The 15,228-nt window shown below is 66.0% G+C and carries 2 protein-coding genes; both read left to right on the top strand.

The window, feature by feature from the left end:
• Positions 1–44: 44 nt before the first annotated feature.
• The gene (locus tag AC0L3O_RS06245; RefSeq protein ID WP_473615143.1) at positions 45–9,728 is read left to right on the top strand and encodes a hypothetical protein; all 9,684 of its coding nucleotides are present in this window, start codon (positions 45–47) and stop codon (positions 9,726–9,728) included.
• Entirely contained in the window at positions 9,725–15,226 is a 5,502-nt protein-coding gene (locus tag AC0L3O_RS06240; protein ID WP_473615142.1) for a hypothetical protein, read from the top strand. Before AC0L3O_RS06245 ends, AC0L3O_RS06240 begins: the two co-directional genes overlap by 4 nt.
• Positions 15,227–15,228: the final 2 nt, after the last annotated feature.

Raw genomic sequence — 15,228 nt, 5'->3', positions numbered from 1 at the left:
TGGGATAGGCGAACGCCGTGGTGCCCGGCCGACGGGGGGGTTAAGTGGGCTTCGACAAGTTTGGGGCGAGCTTGGATGCCGACGGGCGCCCGGTCGGCTGGCAAGAGATCGTCAACCCCCAGGTGACGCGCCGAGGGCTGCTTGGCGGCCTCGCAGCAACACCCGTGCTGCTCTACGCCGGCAAGGGCCTGGCCGAGGATGCCTGGTACGACCTCCAGTTCGAACTCTCCGAGGACCAGAGGTCTCTGACGGTGCTCGAGATCTGGGTCATTCCGAAATCGCCCCCGAACGCGGGACCCTCGGCGGACGCGGCGTCGCCAGACGAGCGAACCGTCGTCTGCCGCTGGGAGGTTCCGTCACTGGCGTTCGGACCAGCCGCCTTCTTCGATATGGAGGAGCCAGCCGCCCAGGAGATGGGCAAGACCTCGCCGGCGCCGATGCGGACCGTCTACGTGCGCAACGTCCAATACGGGCTTCGCTTTGCCCGCGACGACAAAGACACCTTAAAGATCGAAGGTCGGAAGCCGGGTTTTGTCGGCTTCAGGTTTGAGCGGCCGGGCAAGCGCTGGACGATTGCCTACATCACCGACCTCTGGCTCCTCAGCAATGGCGGCTCGGATTCGATCCGCAGCAGCCGGCCAGCCGAATTCCGCGCCTTCCTGGACGAGCCGCTGGATCCCAAGCCTGCCCCGAACGTCCTCGGCGACAACCGCAAACTGCCTTTTGAGGACATTGTCCACAGTCGTGTCGGGCGCACTTTGGGGATCATGTTCGGCAGCCTGATCGGCGTCGCTCCGTCGGCTTCCGGCGATCTGCGTGTGTCGCTGGACCGGCATCTCGTGTGGAGGGTTCGTCGATCCAAAGGCAATACGCTCTCCGCGCATGAAGGGCGGGTGACGATCGAGGAGCTGAACTTCGCCTGGCGTCGCGCGAAGACGGATGCCGCAGGCGGCGGCGAGGGCGCCGCCCCCGTGACGGAGACGATCTACTTCTCCGGCCATGCCGGCCCCAACGAGATAGAGCTCGCGGGCGAGGCGAGCCTCATCGAGATCGGCCGCGCGGACGGGCACCATGTGAGGCTACGGCCAGCCGATCCGTGCGCGATGCAACTCGACGCCATTGCCGGACCGGCGCCGACATTGCCGGGGCATTTGCAGATAGTCTCCGCGCTCACGCTCGGGGAGGCGGTCATCGCCATCGGCGACGGCGCCAGGGTTCTGGTCGACGGCGTATCCGGCCACAATCTCGTGTTGACCCAGACCGACACGCCGAAGAGCAAGCTGGCGCGCGTGCGCCGCACCGCATTCTGGGGCGACACCAGCGGCACCGGCCCGCTGCTCGGCAAGCCGCTGCCGAAGCAGCCCAAATGGCACGTGCGAGGTGCGATCGCATCGCCGGTCGGCAGCCTGCGCATCGGCGAGCCGGAACGCGTTATCCTGGCCGCGCCTGCGAACGGCGATACCCCGCCTGACGCGACGCCTCCGCCGCCCGCCTCCGAATCGCCTGACGGGCCGATCGAGATCACGGTGACGCAGCCGAATGAGTGCCAGCCCGCTAGCGGGCCTGGCAAGCAAACGCGCGAACAGCTGGCCCGCTTCTTCCAGGCCGCAAACGGCGACCGCGGCGGTACGCCGGACGCGACGCTCTACGCGTTGCATGACCGCCCGTTGGATGGCTCGACTGCCGCCGCGATGCGACGCATCCACCTCGAGGTTTCGCTGTTCTCGACCAACGCCGCATTGCCCGACACCAGCTTCAGCCGGCTCAATTTCAAGCATGCCGCGCTCAGGCTCGCATACGAGGACGGCGCGCCCGTCGCCGAGCTCAAGGGTGGCGAATATCCACGCCCGATCGCCTCCAGCTTCGTGTGGGTCGGGCCGCTCGCCGAGGGCGCGCAGCGCGCCGTCTTCGACCTGTCCGGTGCAACTCTTACCTGTGCCCGCGACTACGACTTGATGAAGTTGCGCTTGCGCTTCCACGACCTGCTGCTGGAGTTCAGGCCCGACGCACGGATAGTCCCGGCGCGCGAAGATGCCCGCGTCTGGATCGGAGAAGACGGCCCCGTGCATGACAGCCGGCCGATCGTGGTTGCCGAGTTCGATCCGCAGCACGTCATGGAAGAAGCGATCTTCCGTCCCGAAGCTCCGCCGCTTCCCGACGTCGAATTGGACAAGCCGAAGAATCCCGGCGAGGACCATTGGACGCGTGAGCGCATTCTGAAAAAGCTTGAGGAAGCGAAGGACGAAGCCGCCCGCATCGCCATCCGCAAGACTGTCAGGCAGTTGAAGATCGACAAGGAAGTCCTGACAAAGCCGACCTCGCCGCAGCCCTTCAGGGGGATGGCGGAAGCCTTCGAGGCGGCGGCAGGCGGCCTACCGGCGGACCAGCGGGTCTACATAGGTCCCTTCGCAGTCGACCCCGACGGCATGGCGATTGCGCGCGGGCTGATGCGAAGAATAGGCCCGGCGGCGGTCCAGCGAGAGCTCACCGACATGCTGAGCCGCGTCGCCGACCTGACGAAGCCCGATGGGCCGCTGGGCAAATACGGTCGGCTGCTGCCGGTGAACGATGGCGATGCGGATGTCGCCTTCGGCAATGCGCTTCGCAACGAGACAAATTTCGAGGCGCTCCAACCGATCTACGGGGTCTTCCGCGCTTTCTGGCGGGACAAGATCGCGCTCTACCGTGCGCTGGTCCAGCACAATGTGCCGGCCGAGGAGATCCGCAAGAAGGTCGGCTTCGACATGCCCGTCGAGGCCGATCCGGTCACTCGCCCCCACCGCTTCCTCGGCGAGTTCCTGGCGGCCGGCAACCGCAGCACCGGCTACGATCCGGACAACGGCGCCGATCGCCTCACTGGGCTGATGACGGAACGGTTCGTCGATCTTGCTCTCGGGCTCGATCCGGTGCCGTCGCTGACCGGCGCACGGTTGTCAGGCAAAAGCCGCCTGGCTTTCCGTATCGACTGCGAACCGCCTTCCGGCGTCACGGCACGCGAGGTGGCGACTGAGGCCAGCTCCGGCGATGGCCCGGCCGCGACGGGCCCTGGGAGCACAAGCTTCCTGCCGATCCCGTTCACCTTCGAGGCGCTGACCGACTGGTCACGCTACGAGCCGGCGGTGACCGGGCGCGCCCGCAAGCTGTTCGAGACCTTCTCGTCGGGGATTCTGCCACGGCCGGGGAGCCGCGGGGCCAATCCGAGCGACCACGCGATGATGCGTTTCCAAGGTTTCTCGGAAGCGCCGACAACGGGTGCCGCGCGCATGGCGGAAGTGCGCGCCTCGCTCAAGAGCGAGCGCGTTGCCGACCCGGAGACCGGCGCGGGGCAGCCGTTCCCTGGCGAGCCTCTCGATCTGGAGACGGCCATCGAGCTGCCGTCGCGGCTGATCCTGTCGACCGCCCAGGACGCAATCTGGCGGACCAACCGCCGCATGCCGTCGGAGATCTACTCCGCGAGCGCCAATCCCGTCATCCCCGCGGACGGCGTGCCGGTGCGGCTCGAGGAGGGCGAAGGGCTTGCCGGACCGAAAGCCTTCAGTGTGCAGCCGCGCGACCTCTGGTCGGTGCGGCTCGAAACCGGCGGCAAGACGCCGAGCCTCCGGGCGGTCTCGTCGCCGGACCTGCGCCCCACAGCGCTCAGCCCGCGCGAACCTGGCTCCGTCAGGTTGCCGGGCGAGGGTGCGCCGCCGCGCGGCCCCTATGCCCCGTGGTTCATCGGTCCCGAGCAGTTGGAGAGCGGGACGATTACGGCCGACGAGATGCCACCGGCCGGCACCCACCTTTGCACCCCTCCGGAGGGAGCCAACAAATATCGCCTGATCCGCTGGCTGTGCGAGCGCGCCGGCTTCCGCGAGGCTCTGCCGGTCGAGGATTATACCATCTTCCGCACGTCGATCGATGCGTGGGACAGGCACCAGCTGGTGCTGCTCTCCTCGACCTACGGCCTGCCGGTCATCGGCAAGCGCCAGGCGGCAGCAGGCGCCGACAGCGACGACGTCGAGCGAGCGGGTGGCCTGATCGCCAATTCGGGGCAGATCGAACCGGGCGAGGCGTTCGCGCTGCTCGACGCAACCGACGACCAGGCGCTGCACAAGCCGGTGCCGCTCAACGTCAAGGCGCTGTCTCTCAGCGCGCTCGGCGGCTCATTCCTGCATGAGACGGCGTTCAAGCCTTCCGCCGGCGCCAACGACTTCCGCGGACGCAAGATCTTCGAAGGCTTCTCCATTGATACGCTGCAGCAGGACATCGTGCTTGGCCGCGATATCCGCACCGAGGTCGTCTACAAGGGCTATCTGCTGCCGCTCGGCCACAAGGCATCCTTCGTCAAATTGACAGAGCGCATTTTCCTGCGCACGGCCGACCAAGGCATCAAGGCGATGCTGCGCCAGCGGATGTTCCTGCGCATGGCGGAGCCGGTCAAGCTCTACGGGGCTCTGGGCCAGCCGCATGCGGGTCGCATGTGGTGCGGCAAGAAGGTGCGGCTGCTGGCCGACAAGACACCCGACATCCTCGACCCGAGCTTCACGCTCGGTGGCGAACTGAGCGCGGCCAAGCCGGAAGACCTGAACGGCCGCATCCACCTCGGCGACGCTCCGGGCCTGGCCTTCTGGCCGCGCACCGACATAACCGACCGCGGCCTCTACCGCTTCGAGGTAACGGTCGACGGCACGCCCACCTCGCTGCCGATGCTCTTTCTCGACAACATCGCGGCGACGACCGCTGAATCGCTCAAGGCCGCGGTCGACCACTACAACGGCAATCTCCCCAGCGCCGATGATTTGCTGAGCATCAAGTTGAAGCAGAACCGCACGCTGCGCATCGGCGGCGGGAAGATCGACTTCGCGCCGAACAGTAAATCCGGCGAGGCGCAGTTCGAGACCGACGAGATCCTCGTGCGCGCCCACGGCCGGTTGCGTGCGGTTGACGCGACGAGCTGGACCGGCGATCTCGAAGGGCGCGACAATTTCGTGACGACCGGCGTGCTCGAAGGCGCCGGCCAGCCGCCTTTCTACCCGGCGCTGGAATACGCCACGATCCGGCTCGGGCCGGTCGAACGCATGAGCGGCGGCAGGCCGACGCCGATCGAGGTGCAATATGACGGGCACTATGTGCTCTACGGCTTCACGGGCGATCGCGTGGCGCGGGGGCTGGACGCGCCGGAAGGCAAAAACGCCAATCCGCAAGAGGTGTTCCTCAATCTCCGCTCCGTGGTCACCTTGGGCATGGGCGGTAATGGCGACCGCTCGGGCGGCATCGCTCGTCCGGAATCGCATATTGTTGCGATCAGCCGCAGCAAGGGGCCGCTCGGCAGTGACGAATCGACCTGGTGGAGCTTGGGGCGGCGCCAGCGGCAGCCGCCTGCGAACTCCGTGCCGGCGACCGAAAGCGGCAAGCCCAATGCCGGCAAGCTCGAAGAGGCCAAGAAGCCCGCTCTCGCCTCGCTCGCATACTGCTTCAACGACGAGGTCGAGCGCCCCATCGTCAAGCCGGGCACTAATCCGCAGGCCGCGACTCCCGCCTTCAGCGCTCCTGTACCGACAGTGGGGAAGGCGGCAGAGGTGCTCAAGCAGGTCCAGGCCTTCTTCAGTCCCGACGCAAAGCTCCTCGGCACCATTCGGCTGAAGGACCTGATGACGCTGCTCGGGCTGACGGCCGACAGCATCCCGGTGCTCAAGGAGGTGCAGGAATTCGGCACCGCCGCGCTGCGCGGCACCAACGAGCAGCTCGACGGACTCAGCAACGACGTGCGCAGCCGCGTGCTGGCGCCGCTGCGCGATGTGGTCAGGCAGTTGCGCGCCGAGTGGCTGCAACTCGATGAGGACCTTAAGAACAAGCAGATCGATCTCGTGCCGACCAAGCCGGGCGAGAGCGCACAATCGGGAGTGCTAAGCCTCGCGGAAATCTATCCTGAGGTCGATGGCGGGCTCGAAGCGGTTGAAAAGGCACTGAACGAAGCCCTGGCGACAGAAGACGCGGTGGCGCTCATCCCGAAGCTCGCCGCTATCCATTCCGCCGCGCGCGAGCTCATCCGCGCTCTCGCGATCATCGCGTCGAATCCGGTGGAAAGGCTGGAAGACGCCGTCATCGGCAGCCTGCAGGAGCGCATCACCGACCTGACTGGCGCCCTGAAAGAGCTCGAAGACATCGTCGCGCTGCTCAACGACTTCAGGAAGGCTCTCCTGGAATCGGCGGCGGACGTCGCGGCCGAAACCGTCACCGCCTGGATATTCCGCAAGCTTGCCGGCAACGTGCCGCCGGCGCAGGTTGACATCGCCGCTGCTGCCGCTCTTACCGAGCTGCTGCCGCTTGGCCTGCTGCCTCCGGACCTGGCGGACATCCTGAAAGACTTGGTGGCTGGCGTCGAGAACGATGCCGCGGAGCTGACGACAGCGGTCCTCGGCTCACAAACGCCGCCAGTGAAAGGCATCGGGCCAGCACTGCTGGAGGCGATACGGGATGCCACCCGCGCTGCCATGCGGCCGGCCATCAAGAGTGCCGTACTGGAGCTTCTCGCCGGCAAGGCGCCCGACGACGCGCTGAAGGCCGCCCTATGGCAGTATGTCGCAACCGTCAAAAGCCGGATTGCCACTGCGAAGAAGAGTGCCAGGCAGGCGCTGGACAAGTTTGCGGTCTCAACCAAGGCGGGCGAACGCCAGTCGGCGCTTGCGCTGCAGGCCGTGCTCGATCGTTATGCCGACAGGCTCCTGGAAGACGCGATCGACATCGCGAAAGAGGAATATCCCGACGAGATGCAGGCGCTGGTCGCCGGACTGAGGCAGCTCGACCTCGCAATCGACAGCACCAAACGCATCGCCGAGGCGGTAAAAGACGGCACCCCCAAGCCTATCCTCCAGGCCGGCGGTGACTTTGCTCGGGAAGTCCTGGGAATCGACGTCGAGGGGCTGGCGGAAAAGTACAAGCAGACGGTCACCAAGGCGCTGCTCGACTCCGCAAAAACGGCGGCGGCCGCTTTTCTCGACCCGTTGCGTGTCACCGTCGACGTCCCGCTTCTGCGGGAAGAAGTCGAACGCTGCGCGCCGCTGAAGCAGCAGCCGCCTGAGCCAACTGATCTGCCGATCACCGATGGTTCAGGGCAGGTGAAGGCGAGCACGACCTTGCTGCTTCGCCTCGGATCGGCGCTGAAGGCGATGGCGGATATCCGCGCCAAATTGCCCGACGTCGAGGACGCGTTTGCGGACCCGAAGATCGGGTCGAGCATCGCCGCCGAACTGCGCGGTTTCAACAACAGGCTCGAGACATTCATCGGAACGGGTGCGGCGCAACCGCGCGGCCTTACCGAGGAGATCGCCGAGCTCTATTGCCACATCGTCGACCTGCAGGTGGCCCTGCGCGATTTCGAGATTGCGTTGCCCGCGGACGATCTCGACAGACAGACGATCGAGCGGATCGGGACACTGGCCAAGCATACCCGCCGGCTCGGCCTGGCGATCGCGGAGCGTGTCGGAGCGGTCGTCACGCTCCTGCGGAACTTCATCACCGCGAACACGAAGTTCATCGTCGGCGGCGCCGTCGCGGCCGGCGCCGTCACCTTCCTCCGGAGCAGGGGAATCGAGCTGGAGCAACTCGCAGAGGCCAATCGAGAGATCCTCAGCGACTTGCGCAACAAGGCCGAAGACCTCGAGAAAGCTCTGGTCGATGGGCTTATGCGGCCCGTCGATATCGGCCTCGCGCTGATCGGCACCAGCACGGTGGGGGCCAGCGGCGGCATCGACGCGTTGACGGCCGCATTGCAGGAGCTCGCAGGCATCGCGGAGGCGGTGGGCCTCTCGCTCGACCCGGAGAGAAACAATGCCGTCGGCTCGCTTGCGAAGATCAAGAGCCATCTCGCCATCTTCGCCGGCATGCGCGTGCCGATCGTTCCGGCGCCTCCCTCGACGCTGAAGGACCTGCTCGTCGCCAAGCTCAACGAGAGCGGGCAGACGCTTGAGGGGCTTTTCAAGAAGCCGCCCGGCGAGTCGTCCCCCTACGAGACAGCTCTTAAATCGCTGCGCAACCTGGAGGGCGCGGTGATGCGCGAATGGCGCGCGTTGCAGCGACGCCTGGCCGGCGTGCCGGAGGAGATCAAGCGGGCGGCCGAGGACGTACTCGCCGCTTGGTCGTTTTTCGCCAGACTGGCGGACGGATACGCGGAGATCAAGAAACTGCGCAACACGCTGCTCACCCACGCGGCCGGAAGCACGTTCTTCGCCCCCTTCGCCCGCAAGGCGCTGCTGGTCGAGACCGCAGCCGGTCTCGGCGCGGTCGGCGACAATGCCTGCGACATCGGCGATCCCGAGACCGGGAACGACGTGCTGGCCGAGTGCGACCGCCTTGCGCAGGAGGTCAGGGTGCTCGAGGATGCGCTCAAGCTGGGCACGGTCAGCGACGCTGAGCGCGCAAAACTTCGCCAGCGTCTCACCATTCTGCTGCACGGCTGGAGCGACGGCAAAGCAGCGCCGCTGCGCATTATCGAACAGGCCAAGGACATGGCCAAGGACCTGCTGCGCGGCAACGTTCTAGCCGCCATCGACCTCGGTGCGTTTCGCGACCAGCTCGAGGACGCGATCGCCGCTCTGATCCCGACCAAGGTCAAGTTCTCCTACGACTTCAACTCGTCCGTAACAAAGCCGTCGGATACCCAGAAAGATATCTTCCAGCCGAAGCTGGGCTCGGCGTTCGGCATCGAGGTTCGCGCGTCGTTCGACCTTCTGACCCAGAAGAGCGACTTCTCGGCCATCGCTTATGTCGGGCCGTTCGACATCTACCTGATCGGCGGCGTGGCCGACGCCTTGCGCCTGAAGTTCGGCGGAGCGGCGTTCGCCATGGGCGAGGGCTCGAAGGCGCGCTTCGACGTGAAATATGAGGATTTCCAGATCGGCAAGGATCTCGAATTCGCGCAGCAACTGCAGAGCTTCCTGACACCCAAAGAAGGCAACGGCGTCTTCGTGCAGCCGATGACGCGCAGCGCCGGCATCGAGGCCGGCTACGGCATCAACCTCGGCACCATCGGCGTCGGCGTCACCTCTTTCTTCAACGTCTCGCTCAACGTCTCGGCCGAACTGCCGTTCGGCGACGAGGAATCCCTGTTCAAGGTTTCGCTCGGCCGCCGCCTGTCGCCGTTCAGCATGGGAGTGCTGCCCTTTGTCGGGTCGGGCTACTTCTCGATCTTTGCGGCCGCCGACGGCGTGCGCGGGTTCGAAGCTTCGTTCGAGTATGGCGGCGGCGCGGCGATCGGGTTTGGCCCCCTGGCCGCTCAGTGCCGCATCTCGGCCGGCGTGTTCGTCCGCATTCTCAAGGCCAACGGCAAGAAGACGACGGAAATCTACGGCACCTTCTTCGCCGGCGGCTCGGCAAGCATCTGGATCTTCCACTTCGCCACTTCGCTCTACGTGCGGCTCGGCACCGCCGAAGGCGGCGCCATGTATGGCGAGGCGATCTACTCCTTCTCCTTCTCGCTCGGCATCGCCGACTACGACTATTCAATCACCGCCTTCAAGAAGGAGAAGTCGCTGGGTTCGCCGCGCGAGGCGTCGCTGCGGCAGGACGGCCGGGGGACTCGTTTCGCAGCGGCGGGTGCCACGGACGCACCTTACGGCGTCGACTTCATGACCACCAGCGCAACTCCCTATAGCGGCTTCATCATCATCGAGGCAGCGGACCAGCTCACCAACTGGGACGTCTACTCGACCTACTTCAACCCCGGACTACTGAAGGGGATTCCGTCATGAGCAATGACCTCAAGGTTCCGGTCCGGCCATTCCTGCGTATCATCGCGAACGGGCGGCGCCGGGTGAAGGGCGGAGCCCACCGGCTCAAATTCACCCTCGTCGCGACGCCGGAGTACTCCTCGGACACGCCGTTCGGCGAGAAGGACGGCGCCTTCGAACTGGCGAACTGGCCGAAGGCAATGGCGGAACGGATGCACCAGGGCCGCACTGGGGAGCCGTTCGCCGGCAAGGCCGGATTGACCCTGCATGCGCGTGCAATCGTCGCCGCCCGGATTCCGGCGATCGGCGGGCCTGGGTCTGACTGGTCGCCGATCCTGCTCGCGGCTGCAGGCGCCAAGGCGTTCGACGTTCCCAAGCGCTGGGAGGTGGTCAACACGCTCTGGCAGCAGGCATTGGCCGGAGAAAACGTCGACGACTGGAAGCGCCTGGCGCTCGACATTGAGCGGTCGCTCGGCGGCAAGAAGCACACGTCCGATCTGTCATCCACCTATGCGGGCGGCGCAGCGTCGCTGGATGCCGGCGGGGCCCTCGTCGTCGACCCGCTGGATACCGGCCTGCAGGTGACGATCAAGGGCGTTCTGCCGATCCGGCAAAGCGATTTCGCCATAGAGGAGGAGGGCGAGCGCGCTGCCCGTGTCTTGGCAAAGCAGCTCGGCGGTCCGTTCGCCGTGCTCGATGAGCGCGAGGAGCCGGAGGAGGCCGGCTTCGAGCGGAAGTTCCAGTCTGTCACCGACGCCACGAATGAAGAGCGGCAGCGTACGCAGCAGGCGGCGGAAACGGTGAAGACACTCATAGAGCGTGGAACCAAGCCCACGGGCCCGGCCCCGCCGAAACCGAAAAAGGCCGACCTCGTCCCGCAGTCCGGCGACGTCGTCGCCAAACCGGCCGACCCCAAGGCGACGCCGCTTGGCGGCGAGCCGCCGGCATCCGACCGCGACAAGCGCCGCGCGACGCATCAATACGGCACGTGGCTGCAACGCCGGCAGGAATACGCGGCCACGCCAGAGAAAATGCGGCCCGATGTACCCGACCAGCCTCACCAGGAGCAGAGCGAGGCCGACTACGACAGGCTCCGCGGCGTGTTCTTCGCGCTGCAGGGCGATCCGGTGCTGGCGCGCCTGTTCTGCCTCGCCATCGACTTCGAGGTCGAGGAATCCAAATTCATCGCCGCGGAGAAGGCGCATCTGGCCGTCGCCGTCGCGAACCCGCGCAAGGCCCTCGTTGCAACGGCGGCGCGCCGCCATGCACACGGGTTCTGGCCGGTGTCGGCGTTCGAGGCGCATGTTGTGGAGACGAAGAAAGAGGACGGGACGTCCAGCTTCGTCATCCTCGATCACCCCGATCTCGTGGAGCAAAGGGATGGGATCTGGAAACTCGGCGAAAGCCGGCAGGCAGCCACCGGTGAGGGAGGCGCAGAGGAGACGCTCGTCGACATCCCTCGCTACGATCTCGTCTCGCTCGACCTCAGGCGCTCCGTCGACAGCAAGACCACCGGCCGCGACCGCGGCGAGGCCCATCAGACGGGTGGCTTCACGTTCCTCGACCGCGGCAGGGCCGACCAGATCGCGCGCGACCTGGCTCTGTCGCGGGTGCAGGCCGACTTCCTGACCAGGCCTGACAAGGTGATTGTGCTGCATTCCGAGGAACTGACGATCGGCCGCCGCGTGGATGTCGCCGCCGCCGCGCCCGGGACGAAACTTCCCGAACTTGCCTGGCGCAGCCTGATGCATCGCTACGTCGACTTCAACTTCAAGAACGCTGAGGCCGTCGTCGAAGGCCTGCTGAAGACCCTTCTTCCGGACCACGCCGCGAAGGGCCTGCTCGAGGAGACGTCCTTTCAGGTGGCGGCGCGCTTCATGCCCTTGAATGTGCAGCAAGGTCAGGCATGCGAAGCCGTGGCCGAGGAAGCGATCTTCCTCTGGGACGGCACGCCGGCGGCGGTGCTGACGGACTCCGGCCTGGGCAATATCAGCAACAAGAGCTTTCTGCCGTTCGACCGGACGCTCGACCTTCCATCGGCGACGCCAAAGGACACGCTCTGCCCGGCACCGCTGCGCTTCGGTTATCCTTACATGTTCCGTTTCCGCTCGACCTTCCTTGGAGGCGGTTCGCCGCGGGCGGCCGACCAGGAAACCGCCGTCAGCACCGGCGCAGCCAACATTCTTCCGGCAGCCGACGTCGATGCATCCAAGCCGCGGCGCTTCCTGCGGCACGAGAGCATCGCCGCGCCCGTGCTGATGCTGCCGAAGTCGCTGGCCGAGTTGCGCCGGGCCCAGATGGGCTACGAACAGGCGGATCAGGCCATGATCCGCTCGTGGAGCAGCGAGCAGTCGCATCTGGAGGATATCACCGATCCGGACGGGATCAGGGGCGCATATGTTGACGGAACCGTGCGGACCACGCCCGGCGAAACCACGCGCGTCCTCATCGCCCCGGAGGTGGCGCTTGATCTTGTCGTGCGTCACGGCAACCTCGACAAGGGCGACAGCGCGAGGATCCGCCGCGGTGCTCTGACCGATGTCACCTATATGCCTCGTTCTCCGGCTAAGCCGGAATCCGGGGCGCCGACTCCCAAGCCCAGCGGGTTCCCCGTGGCCATTACAAGCGAGCGCGACACGTTGGATCGCGAGGGAGCGATCTACCGCCGCAAAGTCGCCGCCGCGACAGAGGCGATGGAGCGCGGCATCCCTGTTTTCGAGCCTGGCGGCAAGAATGCCACCGGGAAGGGGGGGATCGGCTATCTCCCGGATCCGGCGATCGACCACTATTCGATTAGGGCCCGCATCAGAGGAAGCGACTGCTACCTCGAAGGTAGCGTCTCCGCGGCGCTGTACGGCGAGGCCGGATACCCCGACATCCTGCCGCTTGCAGTAACTATCGCGAAGGTAGCTGGGGGCCCAAAGGCCGTTCGCAAGGCGCACCCGAAGGCAATCGCCGAAATCGCGACGCTCGAAGGTCCCTTGTGGATGGACGAGGCCGGCAATTTCAGCAAGAGCAAGCCGGTGCGCGGCACCCGCGTGCAGCGCCTGCTCATCAAGCTCTACCCCGGCGAGGACTTCGACCTCGAAGTCGCCTGCTTGCCCACCAGTAAGACGCTTGCACGCTGCTTTTCGGTTCCTGAAACGATGGCCGTGCAGATCAAGCTCGCCTGGCCGGCGGGTCCGCGGTTCGACCGCATCAAGGAGATCTGCGGCGACGCTGTGGCGGCAGCATGCAAGGCCGCGGGCGGAGTGCAGCTGCTGACGGGTCTCGGAGGGGAGGCCGTCCCGGACCAAGCGACGCTTGAGGCGGTGGCCGAGCAGCTACTGGAAGCCATGCAGAACAAGTGGCCGATCGAGGAGATCGCCGCGGTCACCACGCTACGCGTCTGCCATGCCGTCAACAAGCCGCCGCTGCTGGTGCGCTGGCACGACGCCGCGGCGATCGAGGCGATCCGGCATTCCGACGACATCGCCTGCGACGCGGTGACAAACCCACCGCTCGCCAACTCGCCGGATGCAACCGGCCTCTTCCTCAGGGGCAAGGTCGAAGTCGATCTGTCCCTGATAGACAGTTTCCAGATACTGGCGGAGACGGTCGCGACCGACGGTCCGCGGATTGACTCGTCCGACCGTGGGCGAAGCATGATTTCCAAACGGTCGGGCCGTTGGCCCATGCTTCTGACCGATCAGGGCGCGGAGGCTTATGTCTCGGCCACCGACGTGGTGGGCTTCCGGGTGGCCGAGAACGGCGCGGTGACGCTGCCGCGTCAGACCGTCACGCTCCTCAACGTGGGCAATCTGCCGAGTTACGGCGCGGTCGGCGAACTGCTGAAGCTGACGGAGGACGACAAGACCGGCGCGTGCCGGCTGCCCGACACCATCAACATCGTTGAAAGGCCCGCCGGGAAAGAGCCGGGCGAGCCGGTGTTCGGCGCCACGCGGGAGCGCATGACTGCGATCGAGCTTGCGCCGCTCTTCGCCGCGGCGAGCATGATGGCGCCGATCACCCAGCAGATTGCGATGCAGCCGGGTGCGAAGGACGTTACGAAGCGGACCCGGGTGCTTAAGACGGAGCGGCCGCATATCTTCAAGGACACGCTTGCCCGCAGGCTGACGCTCAAGCTCGTGTCGGAGTCGCGGCAAGCCGCCGCGTTCGAAACGGCTCCGACCTATTTCCAGGGCAAGGAGCAGCTGCTCTACCGCCGCCAGCCCCTAAAGCGAATCGACCAGGCCGTCCTCGCCACGGAGCAGGCCGAGGTCTGGATGAAGTCGACCCGCAGGCCGGCGGCGCCCGACCTGCTCCGGCCGGAACCGTCCTTCGTAATCGCACGCAGCGCCGAAACCTCGGCTCTGGGCGTCAAGACGCACCGCCTGGTGCGCAAGGCCATGACCCGGCTCTACTTCGGCCGCGGCTGGTTCAGCTCGGGCGAAGGAGAGCGGGCAGGCATCGTGCTGTGGCCGCCCAACTACCAGGATCTGAAGAGCGCGGATGTCGACAGGGATATCATCCGCTTCGGCGAGCGCACCCTCAGGCTGCGCAACTTCGAAGACGCCGATCTTGGTGACGGCGGGGCCTACATCACCCGCTGGGGCGGCGACCCCATCCGCGAGGATCGCAGCCCGCAGCACGGCAACTTCATTCCGCCTGAGGCGTTCGCTGACCTCAGCCGGCTCGGGGAGGGGCCACACCGTCCGAAATTCGTTTCGCCCGTACTGATGCCAATCCCGAAGGCAGCATCGCCGAGCAGCGAGGACACCGCCGAGGGCGCGCCGGCCGAGCCAGCCAATGAATACCTGCCGGTTTCACTGCTCACCTTCGAACCCTGTTTCGATCTCGATCGCGAAGAATGGTACGTCGACGTCGATCTCAAGCCGATCCGCGCCTCCGAGCCTTTCGTGCGCTTCGGCGTCGTCCGCTACCAGGATGAGTCGATCTTGGATGACCTGAAAGTCTCCGAGCCCATGTCGGTCACGATGCAGCTGCTGCCGGAACGTCGTGTCGAGATCGCCGAGTCAAAGCTCGCCGGCGCTTCGGACCGGCGCGTTTCGATCACCGTGAAGGGTTTGGGATCGACCGACATCAAGGAATTGAACCCCGCGCTGCTGCCGGGTTCCGAACCGGAACGGCGGGAATGGGAGCGCAATTTCGAGACGCTTCGTCGGCCGAAAATGAAGCTCGCGCTCTTCCATGAGGTCGACGACGGGAACAACGGGCTCATGCGCACGCCGATCGATGCCGCCGGTTTGAAGCTCGACGACATGTCGCAATGCGAACTGCCCGACCCTGAGCTCGAAAACACCACGCTGGTCTGGACGGTCGACTTCGACCTGCCGGACGCGGCGCTCAGCGAACTCGGACGCGGCCGCGTCGTAGCCTACCTCGAAGAGGTAGACCGACGCATGCCGGCCGCCTACCGCAAGGAACCGATCACACCCAAGACTATGTTCGCGCTGGATAGCTTCGTGGAATCCGGACCGCGTTTCAGCGCGCGCGTCCCCTTCCTCGAAAACGCTTGAAG

This window comes from Mesorhizobium sp. WSM4810, assembly GCF_055811235.1.
The sequence above is the reverse complement of the archived record's forward strand: the minus strand, read 5'-3'. Positions and strand labels throughout refer to the sequence as shown.